At 55.3% G+C, this 19462-nt stretch carries 12 protein-coding genes; 10 read left to right on the top strand and 2 right to left on the bottom strand.

The window, feature by feature from the left end; translation table 11 throughout:
• Positions 1-99: 99 nt before the first annotated feature.
• The 9 genes from FHS27_RS23940 to FHS27_RS23900 all read left to right on the top strand — a co-directional run bounded on the left by FHS27_RS23940 (position 100) and on the right by FHS27_RS23900 (position 13734).
• Complete coding sequence (locus tag FHS27_RS23940; RefSeq protein WP_246420763.1) at positions 100-690, top strand: RNA polymerase sigma factor; 591 nt, start codon at positions 100-102, stop codon at positions 688-690.
• Positions 687-2123, top strand: coding sequence for a FecR domain-containing protein (locus tag FHS27_RS23935; RefSeq protein ID WP_184307760.1), 1437 nt, complete (start codon positions 687-689; stop codon positions 2121-2123). Before FHS27_RS23940 ends, FHS27_RS23935 begins: the two co-directional genes overlap by 4 nt.
• A 94-nt stretch (positions 2124-2217) precedes the next feature.
• Positions 2218-2460, top strand: coding sequence for a hypothetical protein (locus FHS27_RS23930; RefSeq protein WP_184307758.1), 243 nt, complete (start codon positions 2218-2220; stop codon positions 2458-2460).
• A 5-nt stretch (positions 2461-2465) separates the two neighbouring features.
• A complete protein-coding gene (locus tag FHS27_RS23925; RefSeq protein WP_315854673.1) occupies positions 2466-4631 on the top strand; it encodes an arylsulfatase in 2166 nt (721 codons plus the stop codon).
• On the top strand, positions 4585-4800 hold the full coding sequence (locus tag FHS27_RS23920) for a hypothetical protein (RefSeq protein WP_184307899.1): 216 nt from the start codon (positions 4585-4587) through the stop codon (positions 4798-4800). The genes FHS27_RS23925 and FHS27_RS23920 overlap by 47 nt, the downstream gene beginning before the upstream one ends.
• 41 nt (positions 4801-4841) lie before the next feature.
• Positions 4842-8315 carry a family 43 glycosylhydrolase gene (locus FHS27_RS23915; RefSeq protein ID WP_221225345.1) on the top strand — a complete coding sequence of 1158 codons (3474 nt, stop codon included), beginning with the start codon at positions 4842-4844 and terminating at the stop codon, positions 8313-8315.
• 405 nt (positions 8316-8720) lie between these two features.
• A complete protein-coding gene (locus FHS27_RS23910) occupies positions 8721-9875 on the top strand; it encodes a DUF1559 domain-containing protein (protein ID WP_184307756.1) in 1155 nt (384 codons plus the stop codon).
• Positions 9876-9946: 71 nt separating this feature from the next.
• Positions 9947-10129, top strand: a complete 183-nt coding sequence (locus FHS27_RS23905) for a hypothetical protein (protein WP_184307753.1) — start codon at positions 9947-9949, stop codon at positions 10127-10129.
• A gap of 533 nt (positions 10130-10662) precedes the next feature.
• Complete coding sequence (locus FHS27_RS23900; protein ID WP_184307752.1) at positions 10663-13734, top strand: PVC-type heme-binding CxxCH protein; 3072 nt, start codon at positions 10663-10665, stop codon at positions 13732-13734.
• Between the two features lie 28 nt (positions 13735-13762).
• Here FHS27_RS23900 and FHS27_RS23895 read toward each other — a convergent pair whose 3' ends face one another.
• Positions 13763-16201: a DUF1592 domain-containing protein gene (locus FHS27_RS23895; protein WP_390854434.1), complete on the bottom strand. Its 2439-nt coding sequence runs from the start codon at positions 16199-16201 to the stop codon at positions 13763-13765.
• A gap of 65 nt (positions 16202-16266) precedes the next feature.
• Positions 16267-17580 carry a DUF1552 domain-containing protein gene (locus FHS27_RS23890; protein WP_184307748.1) on the bottom strand — a complete coding sequence of 438 codons (1314 nt, stop codon included), beginning with the start codon at positions 17578-17580 and terminating at the stop codon, positions 16267-16269.
• A gap of 418 nt (positions 17581-17998) precedes the next feature.
• Between FHS27_RS23890 and FHS27_RS23885 the strand changes: the two genes are divergently transcribed.
• Positions 17999-19447 (top strand): sulfatase-like hydrolase/transferase, encoded by a 1449-nt coding sequence (locus tag FHS27_RS23885; RefSeq protein ID WP_246420759.1) that lies wholly within the window; start codon positions 17999-18001, stop codon positions 19445-19447.
• The last annotated feature ends 15 nt before the right edge of the window (positions 19448-19462 follow it).

Genomic DNA, 19462 nt, shown 5'->3' with positions numbered 1-19462 from the left:
GGCGTCTGCCACTCCGGCGTCTCCGTGATTTGCTCTAATCAGGCGTTGGTACGCCGAGCCGATTTGAGTCTCCCCCTGTGCAACGGACGTCGCTTCCCCATGACATTGTCCGAAAAAGAGACACCTGCGTGTCGAGATCCGGCCTCGCCCGTCCGTATTGATGGCGTAATGACAAAACTGACGACCGCCCAAACGACTGAACGCCTCCTCGAGGATCGGCTCGCGCTAACGGCATACATCGCCTGCGTCACGCGAAACTATCACTTGGCAGAGGACGTTTTCCAGGAAGTTTGTGTGAAGGCGATCGGACAGATCGATTTTTTCGAGTCCGATGTGCATCTGAGAAGATGGTTTCGCGTCAGCGCTCGGAATCGGGCGATTGACATCATCCGAGCCCGAGAAGGTCGCTACGTCGGATTGGGCGAGGAAGCGATGGAAGCACTTGAACAGGAATGGGAAGATGAGGACTTGTATTCACGCGACGACCGCGGTGAGGCGTTGGCGAAATGCCTCGACTCGTTAAGTCCTCGCAGTCGTGAGATTGTAAAAATGCGTTATTTCGAAAATCGGTCTGGCCGCGAAATCGCCGATTCGATCGGTGCAAAAATCGGTTCCGCGTATCAAGCCATCGCGAGGATTCACAAAGCACTGCGTGAATGCGTTCGCCAACAATTTGAGGTTTCTAAGTGATGACAGAAAAGGAACTCGACGTTTTTTTCCAGCAGGTAGCCGCTTACCAAGACGGTGGCCTGAGCGAATCCGAGTTGGCACGATTCGAACGAGAACTGCTCGACGACCCACAGCGTCGTCGTTTGTTTGCCGAGATGCAGGTGCGAAGTGCCGCGATCAGTGAACGGTTTCGCACCGCGGCGTTCTCGATGGGTTCTCCGCACTCACCATCTCCGCCCGTCACGACTACCCCACGGACACCCCGCAGCGTTTGGATGTTGGCGGCCGCTGTGGCCGTGGCTGCATCGATCGCGATTGCGTTGTTGACGCCGAAGCCTCGCGGTGAGAATGCCACGGTTGCTCATCTCACGCCACCTGGCTCACCCGATCCAAACGTCGGTTCAGAGGGTAACACCTTTGCAACGATCACCTATGCGAGTCACGCGAAATGGGACGGCCAAATCCCGAACGCAACGCTAACCTCCATCCCTTTAAATAAGCGGGTGACCTACCGGTTGTCATCAGGGGCGGTGCGTTTGTCGATGGACAGCGGGGCGATCATTTCTCTCGCCGGCCCAGCTTCGTTTACCGGGATCGGGCCCGATGAAATTGAACTCGAAATGGGCAAGCTTGCCGCTCGAATGCCTACCGCAGACAGCACATTGGTGGTGCACAGCGGCGGGACGACCGTGCGTGACCGTGGAACCGCTTTCGGGCTGACGGCCAAAGTCAACGGCGATGTCGATCTGTCGGTGTTCGACGGCAGCGTCTCGGTCGAACGCGAGAGCAGCGGCGGCGTCTCGCAACCTCAAACCGTTCAAGAAGGCGAGTCGATCGCGTGCAGCGAAAGCGAAAGCCGTGCGGTTGCTTATTCGCCCGAGCAGTACGAAGACATCTGGCCGCTGACGATCGGCGTGGACGAAGCGTCAAATTTGATCGACTTCGTCCCCCCAGGCCCGCTCGGATCATTAGACAAGTTCGCCAATGACTCGAAGTTGTTGCTGATTCCCGAAACGATGAACTATCGCAACGAAACAAAATTATCGATAGCGGCGATCAAACCGAGTGAATCGTATCCCGAAAACCGACACTCTCGAATCTCGATCAGGCCCGGAAAGTTGGTCAGCAGTTATCTGCTTATCTACCTGCCCGTCGAAAGGTGGGAAGGGAACAGGCATACGCTCACGGGCAGTGTCTCGTTCCAGAAGCCGATCATCGGGGTTGTTGTCGGGCCCATGGCGTTGGCGAAGTCGGATAGATTCTTTGGAAATCCAGAAATCGACTATGAGAACCTGCAATTTCGATATCTCGAAGACAAGGCGACGGAAGACGGCAACCTTCCCGCGGATTCGTTGCGAGTGAGCGACGACGGAAAGACGCTTCACTTCCAATTGAATGTCGGCGCGGGGCAAGACAACTTACGAGTGCTAGTCGACGAAACTCCCTCGTTGTGAGTCGACTGCTGGACTCCGCCGAATTGGGCATGGTTGGTTGTCATCGCGCGACGAACGGGCGACTCGTGCCGCAAAATCGAGAAACAGTCGCACGATGCTCTGGGAACAGGAAACACATGCCGCGGTTCGCAAAGGTGATTGGAAGTTGGTGACTCTCGACGCGACTGATGACGCCGCATGGGAGTTGTACGACCTGAGTGACGTTCGCAACGAAACAAAAAACGTCGCTCACCAGCATCCTGAACTCGTTGTTGATTTGAAAACAGAATGGACCGCCTGGGCGAAGCAAGCCAACGTGTTGGCATGGCCGAAAGAACGTTCCAATTACTCGAAATAACTCAAATGACCACACGGCTACTTGCAAGACTATCGCTCGCGATGTTGCTCATGTTTGCGTTCGCTTGCGATCGCATAGCGACTGCGGCAGATCAACCGAATATCATCGTTATTTTGGCGGATGATCTCGGGTACTCGGACCTCGGTTGCTACGGCGGTGAAATCAAAACGCCAAACATTAATTCGCTCGCGGCAAACGGTGCCCGGTTCACTCAAGTCTATAACTCGGCTCGATGTTGTCCAAGTCGCGCGTCATTGATGACCGGGGTCTATCCGAGCCAAGCCGGAATCGGTGCCTTCACGACCCAAACACCCGATCGAAATCGTGGACCGGGATATCTCGGACGACTGCGTGATGACTGCGTCACGATCGCTGAAGTTCTCAAACCCGCCGGCTACGGATGCTACTACGTCGGAAAATGGCACTTGCATCCCGAAACAGGACCAATCAAACGCGGATTTGACGAGTTCTACGGCTACACGAACGACCACTCGCATGATCAATACGACGCCGACTACTACGTTCGATTGCCCGAAGGACGGAAGAAAGAGATCGATCCTTCACGGGAGGAGTTTTACGCGACGGACGTGTTCAACCAATACGCCATCGAGTTCATTCGGAAGGGTCAGGCGAGCGAGAAGCCATGGTTTGTGTTTCTCGGTCACTCATCGCCCCATTTCCCGGTGCAAGCGCCCCCGGAACGTGCCGACGCCTATGATGACACCTACCAACGAGGTTGGGACGTGTTGCGAGAAGAGCGTTTCGAACGAATGAAGCAGATCGGATTGATCGATAGCGAACGGTGGAAGTTGCCGCCCCGAGAAATCGTCCCTGTCGATCGCGACGATATCGCAAACGGGTTTCCGGGCCAGCAAAATCCGGCGTGGGATTCACTCGACGCAGATCGGAAACGCGACCTCGCACGGCGGATGGCGGTGTTCGCCGCGATGGTCGAAGGCGTCGACGAAGGCGTCGGGAAGATCCTTGGGCATCTGCAAAAAACCGGCGACCTCGACAACACGCTGATTCTCTTCATGAGCGATAACGGGGCGTGTTACGAATGGGGACCGTTTGGTTTCGACGGTCAGTCTCGCAGAGGAGAAACAAAATTATCGACGGAAGACAATGTCCGATCGATTGGCGACCGCGGCAGCTATCAATCCTACGGAAGCGGATGGGCCAACCTCGGCAACACGCCGTTTCGGATGTACAAGCATTTCACTCACGAGGGCGGAATCTGCACGCCCCTGATCGCTCATTGGCCCGCCGGTATCGGCGTGAGCGAGGATTGGATTCGCAAACCGGCGCACCTGATGGACATTCTTCCAACGCTCATCGAAGTCGCCGACGCTGAATATCCAACGACGTTCAACGGCACCAACATCACGCCCGTCGAGGGAACCAGCCTTCTGCCGGTGATGCGAGGTGAGAACGCCCCGCCACGCACGATCGGGTTCGACCATCAAGCCGCTCACGCGTGGCGAGACGGTGATTGGAAGGCGGTCTACAGCAAGCGAATGCCCAACGAACTGAAATGGGAACTCTACAACCTCGCCGACGATCGCTGTGAAACCAACGATCTCGCAGAGCAATATCCGGAACGGGTCGAAGCAATGGCCGCCGCATGGGAAACTTGGGCAGAACGCGTCGGCGTCGTGCAAAAGTCAAAAGCCAAATCGAATAAGAATGCAGTGGACGTGAAAGCTCAATCGATGGCGCCGTCGACTCAGTCGCCCCGCGTCGCCAATCGACCACTGAATGTTGAAGTGACAATACGCTCGGACAAACCCCATGGCGTGGCAATCGCGCAGGGAGGAAACCAGCACGGATTCGCGTTGCATTTCATCAATGGGCATCCAGCCTTTGACGTGCGTGTTAACGGGATCGTCAGCCGGATAACGAGCGAGGCGACCGTGACGGGCACCGTGACATTGAAAGCGACGCTGACCGAAGACGCGATGACACTCTCCTTCAACGACGTCGATCCCATCGTCGGTAGGTCCCCGGGGCTGATCCCTGTCCAACCGATCGACGATTTGAGTGTCGGATTCGACGATCGCAGCGCGGCCGGCGATTACCCTCAAAACAACCAGTTCAACGGAACCGTGTTGAAGTATTCCGTGAATGAATTTGCCGTTCCACACAAACGACACTTCGGCGACACGAGATGAATCGGGCATCTTCTATCACACCGAACCAAACCGCCCGTATCCGACGCCGCCTGAGGAGCAACGAACACCGCACCAAAAGATTTCGTTTCTACAGATGGCTGAATTGACCGTTGACGGCACTGAACTCGCGTGTGACCGCGATTCCCAAATTGTCCTTCCTCCGTTTTGATGCTCCTCAGTTCCCCACCCGCTTTCATCGCGATCCTCCCCATGATTCAGCCATTACGATTTACTGACCTGCTGAAAGGAGCCATGGCCAGCGCGGTCATCGTTTCTTGTTTCCTGTTGCACAATTGCGAGCGTGGTTTCGCCAAAGAGACTGTTGATGATTGGCGGTACACATTGAAACGACCTGATAAGGGTTGGCAGACGCCCGAATTCGAGGACTCTCGGTGGCAAGAAGGAGGCGGAGGATTCGGTACTTCCGGCACACCGAATGCGCGAGTTGGCACACGCTGGGCGACCAATGATATTTGGCTGCGAAAACGCGTCGATGTCACGAACCTACCGACCAACCCCGCGTTGCTAATGCACCATGACGAAGACGTCGAGGTGTACCTCAACGGGAAACGCGTTGCCACGATCAAAGGCTTCTCAACTGACTACGAGGTCGTGTCTTTATCCGCCGACGAACGCTCTGCTCTGAAGGTCGGGGTCAACGTTCTCGCCGTTCACTGCCGGCAAACCAAAGGCGGCCAATTCATCGATGTTCATTTAGTGGATAGCGATCACGTCCCTGAACTGCCAAAGGTCCAACGCAACACGAAACCGTATCAATCCGACTTGACGACAAAATGGGGCGAACAAGTCACCGCGACAAACGCATGGACGCAATACCCTCGCCCGCAATTACGGCGAGATGGATGGCAGAATCTGAATGGGAATTGGGACTACGCCATCACTCCAATCTCGCAATCCGAAACGCCGGCACAATGGTCGGGGAAAATACTCGTTCCGTATTGCCTAGAGTCGAAACTCGGCGGAGTGCAATACTTGCTCGACGAGTCCGAGGCACTTTGGTATCACCGGACTTTCGAGGCATCACATTCTGCAGACAAACGCCAACATCTCAATTTCGAGGCTGTCGACTATCGCTGCGAAGTGTTCGTCAACGGTCTATCGGTCGGGACGCACCAGGGCGGCAATACGCCTTTCACTTTCGATATCTCGGGCGCGATCCACGACGGTGAGAATGACCTAATTGTTCGCGTCGAAGATGCAACCGAACAGTGGCAACTGCGGGGTAAGCAAACACTCAATGCTCGCGGTATTTGGTACACCCAGGTTTCAGGAATTTGGCAGACCGTTTGGTTAGAGACCGTTGGTATAGACCGTATCAACGACTTGAAAATCAGCACGGACGCGAGCAACGGCACGATCCGCGCTCGTCCGATCGTCGAAGGAAACGGGCGTGTTCACATCATCGTCAAAGATGGTGAAACGGTTGTCGCCGACGCGACCGTGGATAACGAGTCGACCGAACTCAAAATTCCGAACGCGAAGCTTTGGTCGCCCGAATCTCCACATCTGTACGACATGGAAGCAACGCTCGTAAATGTCAGTGGCAATGTGCTCGACCGAGTGAAGTCGTACGCCGGAATTCGCACGGTCGGCAAAACGAAAGATGCCGATGGGAATTGGCGATTCACGCTCAACGGAGAGGTTCTTTTTCATTGGGGACCGCTCGACCAAGGATGGTGGCCAGACGGATTGCTGACGCCGCCATCGGATGAAGCGATGTTGTTTGACATTGAGTGGCTCAAGAAGGCCGGATTCAACATGATCCGCAAGCACATCAAGGTCGAACCGAGACGTTACTACTACCACTGCGATCGTTTGGGGATGATGGTTTGGCAAGACCAGGTGAGCGGAGGTAAAGGCCGCAACCAAGGTTGGCCGGCCTGGAGCCGTTTGAAACCAGATCCCGTGGACGCGCAGTGGCCACCGAAAGAACACCAACAATTCATGTACGAATTTGAGGAGATGATCGATTCATTGGAGAATCACCCGTCGATCGTTTGCTGGGTTCCTTTCAACGAGGCGTGGGGACAACACCAAACCATGGACGTCGGTCGATGGACTTCGAAACGCGACCCGACTCGCCTCGTCAATATTTCCAGTGGAGGAAACTTTTGGCCGGTAGGTGATATCGTCGACGAGCACCGTTACCCGCATCCAGGCTTTCCGTTTGAACTCAATACCGACGGACGCTTCGATGACTACATCAAAGTCATGGGGGAATTTGGAGGACACGGATACGGCGTGAAAGAACACCTGTGGGATTCGTCGCGGCGAAACTGGGGCTACGGAGGGTTGCCACAAAACGCAGCGGAATACAAAGAACGATATGTGAAGTCCATCAACCTGCTCGAGGAATTGCAAAAACAGGGAATCGCCGCAGGCGTCTACACGCAGACGACCGACGTTGAGGGCGAGATCAACGGGTTGATCACCTATGACCGCAAAGTCATCAAGATTCCCGCCGAGGAACTCGCACGTTTGCATCGACCGTTGTTGACGAAGTCAGCGAGCACTGACACCGAAAAGGCAGCCAAGAATGCCGACAAGTTCCCGAAGTCGGCTTTCGTCGAACAAAAAACCGATCGCAAGCCCGGACCTGTGATGGATCCGGAAACGATCCGGTCCGGGCTGAAGTCGCACGACCGCGCCCTCTATATCAAAGCCGGCTGGATACGTGATCCGTACATCACTCGCGGACCGGATGGTTATTATTACCTGACCGGAACACAACCCAACGAGGGTGATCCTCGCGAAGCTGAAAACCCTTACAACATTGGGCTCGGTGACCAGAGCATCGTTGGCGATCAAGTGCGTGTATACCGGAGCCAGGATCTGATCGAATGGGAATCGTTGGGAGTTCCATTTTCCGTCGCCGATACCGTCGCGGGCGTGAAGCAGAGAAACAACGCACGCCGCATTTGGGCCCCCGAAGTTCACTGGATGGCCGGCAACGGGAGCGAACCCGGACGATGGGCATTGGTGCATTGTCCCAAACAGATTTCGAGCCTTGCGATGACGCAGGGCACCGAACTCAAGGGACCATGGACGCATCCCATGGGGACTCGACTCGGCCAACGACACGATCCTTCCTTGTTCACGGACGATGACGGGACCGTGTATCTGTTATGGCAGAACACCATGATCGCTCCCTTAGACGGCCAACTTTCCACGTACACGGCCGACCCGGTGCGAATCGATCCCGCAGGAACGCGGCTGTCACCCGAAGGGACACCGATTCGCCATATCGGCCACGAAGGCGCGACAATGATTAAGGTCCGTGGAAAATATGTGCATCTCGGAACGGCCTGGTCTACCGACCAGGGCCGCAAAGGTTCCTACAATCTTTACTACTGTATCGCGGACAAAATCACTGGTCCGTACGGCCCACGCAAATTCGCGGGGCGGTTTCTCGGCCACGGCACACCGTTTCAAACGAAAGACGGCAAGTGGTGGTGCACCGCCTTTTTCAACGCGAACGTTCCGCCGCTACCACGCGAGGGAATCCAGTCGCGTGACCTCGGTGATAATGCCCAAACGATCAACGAACAGGGCGTGACCATCGTGCCGCTCGACGTACGCGTGCTGGACGATGGCGATGTGCATATTCGCGCGAAAGATCCCGCATACGCGACGCCCGGACCAGATGAAGCTCAAGATTTTTGATCGCGACGCTCATCTCGACAATTGATAGTTCAAAATATGGAGCGTCGACAACAGCAATAGAATATGCATTGCAGTTGTAGATGCCCCGTGCTTGTTTCGCACGCCCACGGAGTTGAACTCCGACTCCCGTCGATTCGCAAAACGCATCAACACGTGCTCGCAGATTGATGAAGAGATCGTCGATTTAGAATCCCACTGGCATTGGTTTGGCACCATTTTTCAAACGCAAAGCAATGCCCAATTGCAATAAAGCAATTTTTGCATTGGCAAGTGTAGAGAGGCATGATTCCTCACCCGTATCGTCCGGTAGAGGGCGTCCTGCTTTTTTTGGCAGTCTTCTAATTCCGGCAGTCCGCGTATCCGCACTGTCCTATCGTTGTACTCCTCACATAGGATTTCTTTGACATGAATTCTCGGTCTTCTAAATCGGGCGGATTTACGCTCGTCGAGTTATTGGTCGTGATCGCCATCATTGGTGTGCTGGTCGGCCTATTGCTACCCGCGGTCCAGGCTGCACGCGAGGCCGCACGTCGGATGCAGTGCTCAAACAATTTGAAGCAGCTTGGGTTGGCAATGCACAATTACCACAGTGCGTATAATCAACTGCCACGTCAGTGCGGTGGTACGGGAATCGGCAATGCCGTGCAGAGCAATCTCGAAACCCTGAGCGCCCACGTGGGACTGCTGCCGTTCTTCGAGCAGCAAGCGTTGTGGGAACGTATTGTGAATCCGTACGATGACGGAACGAACCAGTATCCCGCGATGGGCCCGGCGCCCTATGTTGGGCTCTACGAACCGTGGCGAACCCAAATCGGCACGTTGCTCTGCCCTTCTGATCTGGATCGCACTGCGGTGACGGACACGGGAAATTCAAACTATGCGTTTTGCTTGGGTGACTCTTTCTGGAACTGCAACAACGACAACGATCGGTACATCCGCCAAAACCGCGGTGTGTTTGTATATCGCACGACAATGCGTTTCCGAGACATTCTCGACGGCCTCAGCAATACGATTGCGATGGGCGAAAACGGACGCAGCGCCGGTGCCAGGGAAATCATCGGTGACTTGGCGTACTTCAGTACGGGGAGTCCGTCGCAAAACTCTGTTCGGAACAATCCGAAACTCGAAGGCTGGGACAACCGCGTCGACCCAGCCCGCCCGCAATATTACGCTCAGAACACCGCGATCACGTCAGAGTCCGGTGACGTCGCGAGAAGTCGCGGTGCAGCCTGGGCGAGTGGTCTCGGCATGCACACGGGCGTCCTGACTGTCTTTCCACCAAACGGCCCGAGTTTTCAACGAGGAAACGCTGGTAACGCTGCGGGCGGCGCGGGGGGCATCTTCACCATGGCCAGTCGGCACGTAGGCGGATGCCATGTCTTGATGGCCGACGGTGCCGTCAAATTCGTAACGGACAGCATCGACAGTGGTGACCTCAATTCAGCCCCCGTCGGTGTGCCTCACGCATCCGCACCTCCAATCGGAGCCGCTAGCAATTACGGTCTCTGGGGAAGCCTCGGATCGAGAGCCTCGAAAGAGATAATCGCTTCCGATTTCTAGTCGCAAGAGCCTATCGCTTTGGAAACATCATCGCCTCAACCACCATCTTGTTCCGATTGCCGTCACTTCCAATGAAACGCCTTTTACTGTTGACCACGTTTGCTCTCGTATCCATTTCCGGCTGTTCGAACAACAGCGAAAATGTTGTTCTTCCACCACCCGAGAAGACCAATTCGGACTACGTGCGAATGGGAGAAGAGGCAGCGGCGGCCAGGTTGGAAGCGGATCGGCAAGATGCGAAGGAAAAGGACTGATCACTCTTCAGCCCGGTACCACGCCGAAGTTGGTGACACCACGAGCAAGCGTTAGCAATGCCTTCGTCGCGGCGAGAAAACCGTGTAACTCCTTTCGAAGGATCGAACCGCTTCTCATTTGACCGGGAGTCCTCCTGGTCGATTGGGCGGCGGTTAAACACTTCTGCGGCGAACCATTTTCGATATCGGGAAAAGTCGAATGAAGGACAGCGTTGAGTGCCGCGCACGTTGAAGTCGAGTGAGTCGTCTGACGTTGACGCGTTGCGCGATGTGGACATTTTGTTAATGCGGTTGCAAACAAACTGAGACTCCAAATCCGGACTTCGAGCGATCATAGCCATCCTCAAACCCGCATTAGCAGGCTTAGCAAAAAAACGCCCGCGAATGAGCGGTATCACTTCAAAACGCGACGAATTCGCATGACGGTCACGAGCCACGGGTGAGGTTCACTACGCTAGAATCCGATCTACACATTTGGCCGGACAGCAACCGTTTAGGCCTTCCCTCCCCCCAGACCGAGAAAGTCTCCCACCATGCGTTTTCTTTTGCGCGCGATTTCCCTGCTGATGTTGATAGACGTGGCGTACGCCGATGTTCCAAACAATGATTTCATCGTCGTTGAGTCCCTCTTGAGGATGGACGACGGGAACGAGCTTGTGACTTCGGATGCCGACGTTGCCCGCGCGGTCGATCGCTATCTGCAACAGCATGTTGGAGAACATGAATTCCTCAACGTTGTTTCAGAATTAAAACTAACCAACCAATCCGATAAATTGCTCGGCTTCTTCCGACCGGAGGTGGACGCCAGTCTGCAAGTCGAAGCGGCACGTTTGCTGATCACGCTAGGCCAGACGGATTTAGTCAAAGAGCAAATCGGAAGGGGCGATGCGCTGTCAGTCTCGATTACCGAAGCACTCGGCCTAATTAACCATCCGGAAGCGGTCGCAATTCTTAAACCGATCGTGACGGGTGACGGACCAACGTCGGTGCGAATCGCTGCAGCAGGAGCATTAGGGCGCGGTCGTGCCGGGCAAAAGTACCTCGTGTCGCTACACCAAAACGGCGAACTCCCGATCCCGTGCCGATTCGTTGTCTACAATTCGCTTTTGAACTCGAGAACCGACGAGTACCGCGATGTCGCGGCAGAACTCGCACCACCTCCGTCGACGACGGGTGAGTCCTTGCCCGCGATCTCAAAACTGATACGGATGAAAGGCGATAAGTCGGCCGGCAAAATCACCTTCAACGACAAGGGGACTTGCTCGAAATGTCACAAAGTGCATGGCGAGGGTAAGGACGTCGGTCCCGATCTTACCGAAATTGGCAGCAAGCTTTCTCGTGAAGCGATGTATACCGCGATTCTCAATCCAAACGCTGGCATCAGCCACAACTACGAACAATATGGCATTGTGACGGTCGACGGGTTAGTCCTCAATGGATTGTTAATCAACAAAAACGACGACGAGGTGACGATCAAGACGTCGGAAGGCATTGAAAGAAAAATTGCGACTGATGACATCGAAGAAATGATTCAACGCGACGTTTCGCTGATGCCGGAAAACCTTCATCAACTCATGTCGGTGCAGGAACTCGTCAACCTCGTCGACTATTTGGTACAGCTCAAGAAAGAAGCTCCGAAACGAGTGGCAGTTGCCAACGACAAAGAGAAGGAAGGAATTAAAGCGGAGTCTCGTGATGCAGCCGATGCCATCGCGGGATTGAGTGTTGCGGACGGGCTCGCGGTCAAATTGTTTTCCGCCGAACCCGAGTTACGCAACCCGAGTAACATCGACGTCGACCATCTCGGTCGCGTTTGGGTTTGTGAAGTTGTGAATTACCGCCACTTTCGAAACCCGAACAACCCGGTCCGCACCGAAGGCGACCGAATCTTGGTTCTCGAAGACACCGACGGGGACGGTGCCGCGGACAAGGAGACCGTCTTTCACCAGGGAACGGATATCAATTCGGCCCACGGAATCTGCGTCCTCGGAGATCGCGTCATCGTTTCCGCGGGCGACAGCGTCTATTCCTTCTATGACGAAGACGGCGATCTCGTTGCGGACCGCAAAGAGGTCATGTTTACGGGCATCGGGGGTGTCGAGCACGATCACGGCATCCACGCGTTTGTTCCAGGCCCCGACGGTAAACTTTATTTCAACTTCGGAAACGAAGGCCATCAGATCAAGGACGCCAACGGAAAACGAATCGTCGATCAAAGCGGGAATGAAGTTCGAGATCACGGAAATCCGTATCAACAAGGAATGGTGTTTCGTTGTGATTTAGACGGTTCCAACTTTGAAACGCTCGCATGGAATTTCCGAAACAACTGGGAAGTTTGCGTCGATTCATTTGGCACCATGTGGCAGTCAGACAACGACGACGACGGTAACAGGGGAACACGAATCAATTACGTGATGCAGTACGGCAATTACGGATATCGTGGCGAACTAGACAAATCAACTTGGCAGGTTCCCCGAACGGGAATGCATGCCGAAATCCCGCTGCGACATTGGCACTTGCGAGATCCGGGCGTGGTTCCCAACGTGGTTCAGACGGGCGCGGGATCACCTACCGGGATCATCCGGTACGAAGGGGAGGCGTTGCCGCCGAAATATCGAGGCCAACTCATTCACTGTGACCCAGGACCAAATTCCGTTCGAACGTATGAATTGGGCAATGATGGCGCCGGGTACGCTGGTCATCAGGTGGAAATGTTAAACGGAGTCCGAGACAAGTGGTTCCGTCCCGTTGATGTTTGCGTGGCTCCCGATGGTTCGTTGTTGATTGCGGACTGGTACGATCCGGGTGTGGGTGGACACCAGATGGGCGACTCGGAACGAGGCCGCATTTTCCGTCTGACAAACGTGGGTGCAGAATCAGAATACCGGTTCGCAAAACCCGATTTGAAGACGACGAGTGGGGCAATCGAAGCACTCAAGAGTCCCAACGTGGCGACTCGCTTTCTGGCAGCTGAAAGATTGCGAAGTGAAGGGCACGATGCGGAACCAAACCTAATCGATTTCGTTAAAGAGTCCGTAAATCCTGTCTTTCGAGCCCGGGCTTTATGGGTACTCGCGAGTTCCAATTCTCAAAAGGCGTTTGCACTCGCGTCCACGGATTCTGATTCGAACATCCGCTGCGTCGCGATTCGAATTGCGTCGCAAAGAGACATGAACATGATTGACATTGCCTCACGTTCTGTTTCGGATCCGTCGGCCCAGGTTCGCCGCGAGGCCGTTTTGTCGTTACGAGGACACGGTGATGCAATGGCATCGACTTGGGCGGAGTATGCACTCAAACACGATGCCACGGACCGCTGGTACCTCGAGGCTCTCGGCATCGCGGCAGACGGGAACTGGGACGCGTGCATGGAGGCGTGGAAAAGTGCCGTCGACGACGGGTGGGACACTCCCGCGGGCCGTGATCTGATTTGGCGGAGTCGAGCAACGAGTTCGAGTGAGCTGATCGCAAACGTGCTAAATCACTCAAGCGACCGTTCCGATTCCGCTCGCTATCTCCGAGCCCTCGATTTCCAGCCCCAAGGCGATAACAAGCAAGCGGCGTTAAGGTCAATTGCGGTGCAGGTTGCACGCCGCCTCGATTGATCGACACGGGGCGCGTTTGCGTGAACCCCTATCGGCGAAACAAGTCACTGACCACGATGGATTCAATGAGATCGGCCATCGGGTAGTTGTCCTTCGCCAGCCCGTTGAGGATCTTGTCAACGGCCGCACGATCGATTGGTTCGATTCGTCGGCCGAGGGCCTGCGTCAGCAACGCCTCGGTGAGAGTGCGGACAAAGAACGTTTTCTGTTGCAGCAGTTCGTTTCGCAAACCGTCAGGACCTACAAACGGTCCACCGCCCGGCAGTTGGCCCGAGGCGTCGATCGGAATCCTGCGTTTGGCGTCGTAGTACAAACGATGTTGTCCGATCGGATCAAAGACTTCGAGTGCGAAGCCGAGCGGATCGATTTTGCGATGGCATTGGTTGCACGTCTCGTCCGAGCGATGCTTGTTCAACTGATCACGAATAGTTTGTGCTCCCCGAGTGTCGGGATCGATCGCGGGCACATCGTCGGGCGGGGGTGGGGTCGGAGTTCCGAGAATATTCTCGAGCAACCAAACGCCACGAATCACTGGGGACGTTTCAATTCCGTTTGCTGAAACCGTCAGAATACTGGCGTGACCGAGAAGACCACCTCGTGTCTTGTCAGCGAAGCGAACCCGCCGAAACTCTCCTGCTTCGTCAACGGGAACCTGATTCTCGACGCCATAAAGCTTCGCCAGATCTCGATTCAAAAATGAATAGTCGGCGTCGACCAAATCGAGCGCGGAGGCATTCCGATCAATGAGGTCACGCACGAACGTACGTGTTTCGACCTTCATGTCATGCTGCAAATTTGCCGCATAGAAGAACCAGAACTCCTTCGGATCCGGTGGCATGTTTCCGAGAGAACGAAGGCTCAGCCAACTGTCGAGAAAGTCGGCCACGAACGCATCGGAACGAGGACTCGCGATCAAACGCGCCGCCTCGGATCGTAGTGTCTTGTCGTCCGATAGCTGGCCCTGATCGGCGAGTGATCTCAGACGCTCGTCTGGCATCGAGGATGTGAGAAAGTACGACAAACGCTCAGCGACTGCGTGATTAGAAATCTCGTCCGTCTCGTCGATGTTTTGTAGATAGAGAAAATGAGGCGAACAGAGTACCGCCTTGAGTGTGTCTTTGTACGCGTCATAGGCTCTATTGCCATCATCGAGCCGCGACCGATAGAAATTGCTCAGACGGGCGAGTTCACCATTCGCAATCGGACGGCGGAACGCGCGAGTCGCAAACCGCCCGATCAACTCAATCGCACGGGACTCGTCGAAGGTGGATCCGCCGAGTAACAGTCGCTCACTCTGGGTTGGCCCATCGGCGCCGAGCGGTCCACGAACCTCAACTTCGTCGATCCGGATATGCGGTATCTCGCCGTGCGTGATCAGATCAATGCGTTGAGCGAAAATGCCTTTTGCGTTTCGAGCTCGTTCGGGTAACAGGTCTCGATGCAAACGGTAGACACGACCGATCGAACCTCGAAAATCGTGACTGCCGTTTTCGAAAGTAAATCGGGGTGCGAAGCCACGATCCAGAGGCACGCGAAAGGTGTGCCACTGAAATTGGTCATCTGACAACACCGTTTCGCCGAGGATTGGTTGCACCGGTTGCGTGTGCACCATGTCGCCGATCCGCGTGTCGCCGGGACGCACGCCCATCCGGAACGGTTCACTGAGGTCGATCTGCACCGCACGGGAACCGTAAGGTGAATCGCGGTTCATTGCCTTTGCGAGAACCCTGACTTCGTAAATGCCATCGGCCGGAACGCCGTTGCGAAAGTTTGATACGTGACCGTACGCACCTTCCGGCTTATCGTTGAATGGATGGTCGTATAGACAAATGCAGCGATTTCGGAACGCACGCAAATGAGCGGCCTTCAATTCCGCCTGTTGAAAAAAGTCGTCACGGAACGTCCACGTTTGTTCCATGGAAGTTCGATTGTCGGGTAACGCCTTTTCAACGCACCGGTCGCCCGCGTCGAGATAACGTTGCAACAGATGCTCAGACATCACAAGTGTGTCACCGACGTTGTCAAAGTGCCCGGCAAGATTGTCCCCGGGGAATTCGATCGTGGGATCAAACATCGTCATGTCGAGTCCCAACAGATCGCCGATGGTGCGTCGGTATTCCCGATTCGACAGACGCCTGAGCACTGTTTTCCCGCCCGTGCTCGATGTTTGCTGACGCATCGTCGACAAACGTCTGGTGAGATCACCGATCGCGTGGATTCGTTCCTGTGTCGTAGGTTGTTCTGCGTCTTCGGGCGGCATCGATCGCAACGTCAGTGCGTCGATGATTTCTTGGATCGCGACTTGGTTATCGAGATGCGACTGCGATAGATCTAACGACTCAAACTCGCGTTCGCCGGACGGATCGTCGGATGCGTGGCATTCGATGCAGTAGCGATCCAGAAACGCAGAGGGGGCTTCGGCGATCGACGAAGTTGCGAGCATGAGCGACGCCGAAACACCGAACATGCTGACAAGAAGTTTTGATCGAGACGAGACGGCACGCATAATGGGAAAGAACGAAGGTCGACGCATCAGGCGAGCCCCCGAAGGGTTCCCGTGCTGGTGGCGAACTGATCCGCTTCCAATCCAAAATTCTGCAACATAGAAACGAATAAATTGGTGAGCGGTGGACGGTTTTTCGAACGAACATCGAAAGCGAGATGCCGTCCGTGACGCAAACCACCCCAGGCGAGAATCACGGGCAGGTTACTGTTGGTATGCGAGTTCGCATTCCCCATCCCGCTGCCGAAGAGCACCGTGGTCTGCTCCAATAACGATCCGTTTTCATCCGTGGATTGAGCAATCTTATCGACAAAGCGTGCGAACTGTTCGACTTGATACGTTTCGAGCGTGACGAGTTTCTCGATGTTCTCACTTCGTTGACCATGGTGAGACAAACCGTGATAACCACCACTGACACCGAGATCGTTCGGGTTAAAGTCACCGCCGATTTCCAAGGTTGCGATGCGTGTCGCGTCGGTTTGCAACGCGAGCGCGATCAGGTCGTACAGCAACGGTAGGTCTTCCACCATATTGCGATCGCTCGGCTGATCGAACGGCGGTTTTGGTTTGGGGACGTCGATCCAGTTGCGTCGTAGTGCGATCCGCTTCTCGACGTCTCGAACGGACGTCATGTATTCATCCAGTTTGTCCTTGTCGCGGCGATTCAAGTTGCGATTCAGATCATTGGCGCTGTCGCGAACAAGATCGAGAATGGACGATTGCATGCGAACACGGTCGAGATCGGCCTCGCGACTCGCCGCATCGTTTCCAATGAATAATTTCTCAAACAGTTCGTGCGGTCCGGGAATCGGTGGCACTCGCGTTCCGCTGCGTGTCCACGACAGTTGGCACCCTTGATGAATCCCCGATTCGCTGCCGATCGTGAGGGTCGGAAAGCGGGTTTGTCCGGCAATGAATTCAGCGGCATATTGGTCGATCGTGACATTCGCCATCGGCATCGACTTCGCATCGATTTGGCGAACGCCCGACAGGAACGCGTGGATCGCAAAGTGACCGCCCTTGAGCCCGTGATCTAAGCCCGAAATCATCGTCAACTGATCTCGAAGTGGTTCGAGACATTCGGTCGTACGCCCCCATTGGAAATCCGTCCGGTCCTCCCACCCGTCTTGCGAAAGCGATGATTTTCCATCCGCCTGGTTTCCCGATGGCCAGAACGCCCCTGGATAAAAGCCGAGCATGTTACCGATGCAAACCATGCGTTGCTTGCTCGGCTGTACGGTTGACGCGGACGTGGTGCCTTTCATCGACGCCAAGAAGGGCAACGAGATCGACACGCCCGCGGCCCGTAACAGCCCACGACGTTGGAGTGTTGATTGACGCATTGCCAAATTCACGTTGGTGGAGGGCGGAAACGGTGGGGAAGATGCGGGCGGGGAATCCGTTCACGGAGGAAAGTGAAATCACCTTTCCCGTCGCGAGCGAATCAGCACTCATGATAACGCGGCGGAGCGACGTTGGCGTCAATCGTGATGCACGGATGATCAAAATTCCGGAAACTTCGCGGCCCGCGAAAGTCGAACGCCGAACGTGCGTGTGACGCGTTTCTCACACAACGCATCGCCATTGATCTAGAATCATCGGGGGGCATGTCGAGATTTCGAGCCCTCATTCGTATGCACTCAACCGCTTAGCTTCTGACGCTCTGGCTTGCGGCATAAGCAAGTTCACTTCATCGATCGTCGTGATTGCCCGCGAATCAATTCCCGCAAACGCCCCCCACGCCTCACCGTCTATTTGGAAATGCCCATGATCCCCGGTCGCGCATTGATCGCAGCGTTGTGCTGTTTGTCATTGTTGTCCCCTTCGCTGTATGCCGAAGAACGTCCCAACGTTCTAACGGTTTTCATCGATGACATGGGATGGTCTGATCTGTCGTGCTTCCATGGTACGGCCACGCAAACCGAGAACATTGACCGTGTCGCAGAAGAAGGCATTCGATTTACGAATTTCTACGTCAACTCGCCGATCTGCTCACCATCACGCGTGGCACTTTCAACGGGCCAGTATCCACAGCGATGGGAGATTAGCTCATTTTTGAACAACCGTCGCAGTAACCGCGAACGCGGTATGACGCAGTGGCTGGATTTGAAAGCTCCGATGTTGGCGCGTCAGGTACACGCCGCGGGATATGCGACCGGACATTTCGGGAAATGGCATATGGGTGGTCAACGCGACGTGGGTGAAGCCCCGCTGATCACGGAATATGGTTTTGATCAGAGCTTAACGAACTTCGAAGGCTTGGGACCGCGAGTCTTACCTCTGAAAGACTCGTACGACGGCAAACCACCACGCAAACACGCACTCGGTTCCGACACCCTCGGCCGGGGCCCGATCCGCTGGGAAGACCGCTCGGTCGTAACGGCCGCGTTTGTGGATGACGCGGTGTCGTTTATCGATCAGGCCCAGAACGACGGGAAACCGTTTTTCGTCAACGTTTGGCCCGATGATGTGCACGGCCCATTCTTTCCTCCCAAAGTTCTCAGAGACGAGACCGACGGGAGCAAGCGAGCGTTGTACTACGCCGTTCTAAAGGCGATGGACCAGCAACTCAAGAAGCTCTTCGACCGCGTTCGCAATGATCCCGAGCTCAAAGACAACACGTTGATCTTAATCATGTCAGACAACGGTCCCGAAAGCGGTGCCGGGTCCGCCGAACCGCTGCGTGGAACGAAAACATGGTTGTACGAGGGCGGCATTCGTTCGCCGCTGATTGTTTGGGGGCCGGGATTGATTGCCGAAGATGCGGCGGGATCGACGAACGAAGAATCGATCCTGTGTGCACTCGATGTTAACCGATCACTTTATTCGATCACCGGGGCGGAACTGCCTGTCGACGTGGTGCTCGATGGCGAGGATTTCGCCGACACGATGCTTGGCAACCATCAACGACAGCGAACGTCGCCTATCTATTGGCGACGACCACCTGATCGCCCAGGATTTGGCCATGGCATGAACGAGGACAATCCCGACCTCGCGGCGCGCGAGGGACGTTGGAAGTACCTCGTCAACTACGACGGCAGCATGCCGCAACTGTACGATCTCACGACCGATCCCTCTGAGTCGAATAACGTGATTGAGGATAACGCAAGTGTCGCCGCGACGCTGCACGATTCGCTCATGCGTTGGAACGCGACGATGCCAAAAGATGCCGGCGATCCAACCTGGAACGCTAACAGCCCTCTCCCCTGAGAGTACCTGAGAGCA

Origin of the sequence: Aporhodopirellula rubra (genome assembly GCF_014192335.1) — a bacterium.
GTDB lineage: Bacteria > Planctomycetota > Planctomycetia > Pirellulales > Pirellulaceae > Rhodopirellula > Rhodopirellula rubra.
This window is presented reverse-complemented; position numbering and strand designations above follow the sequence as displayed.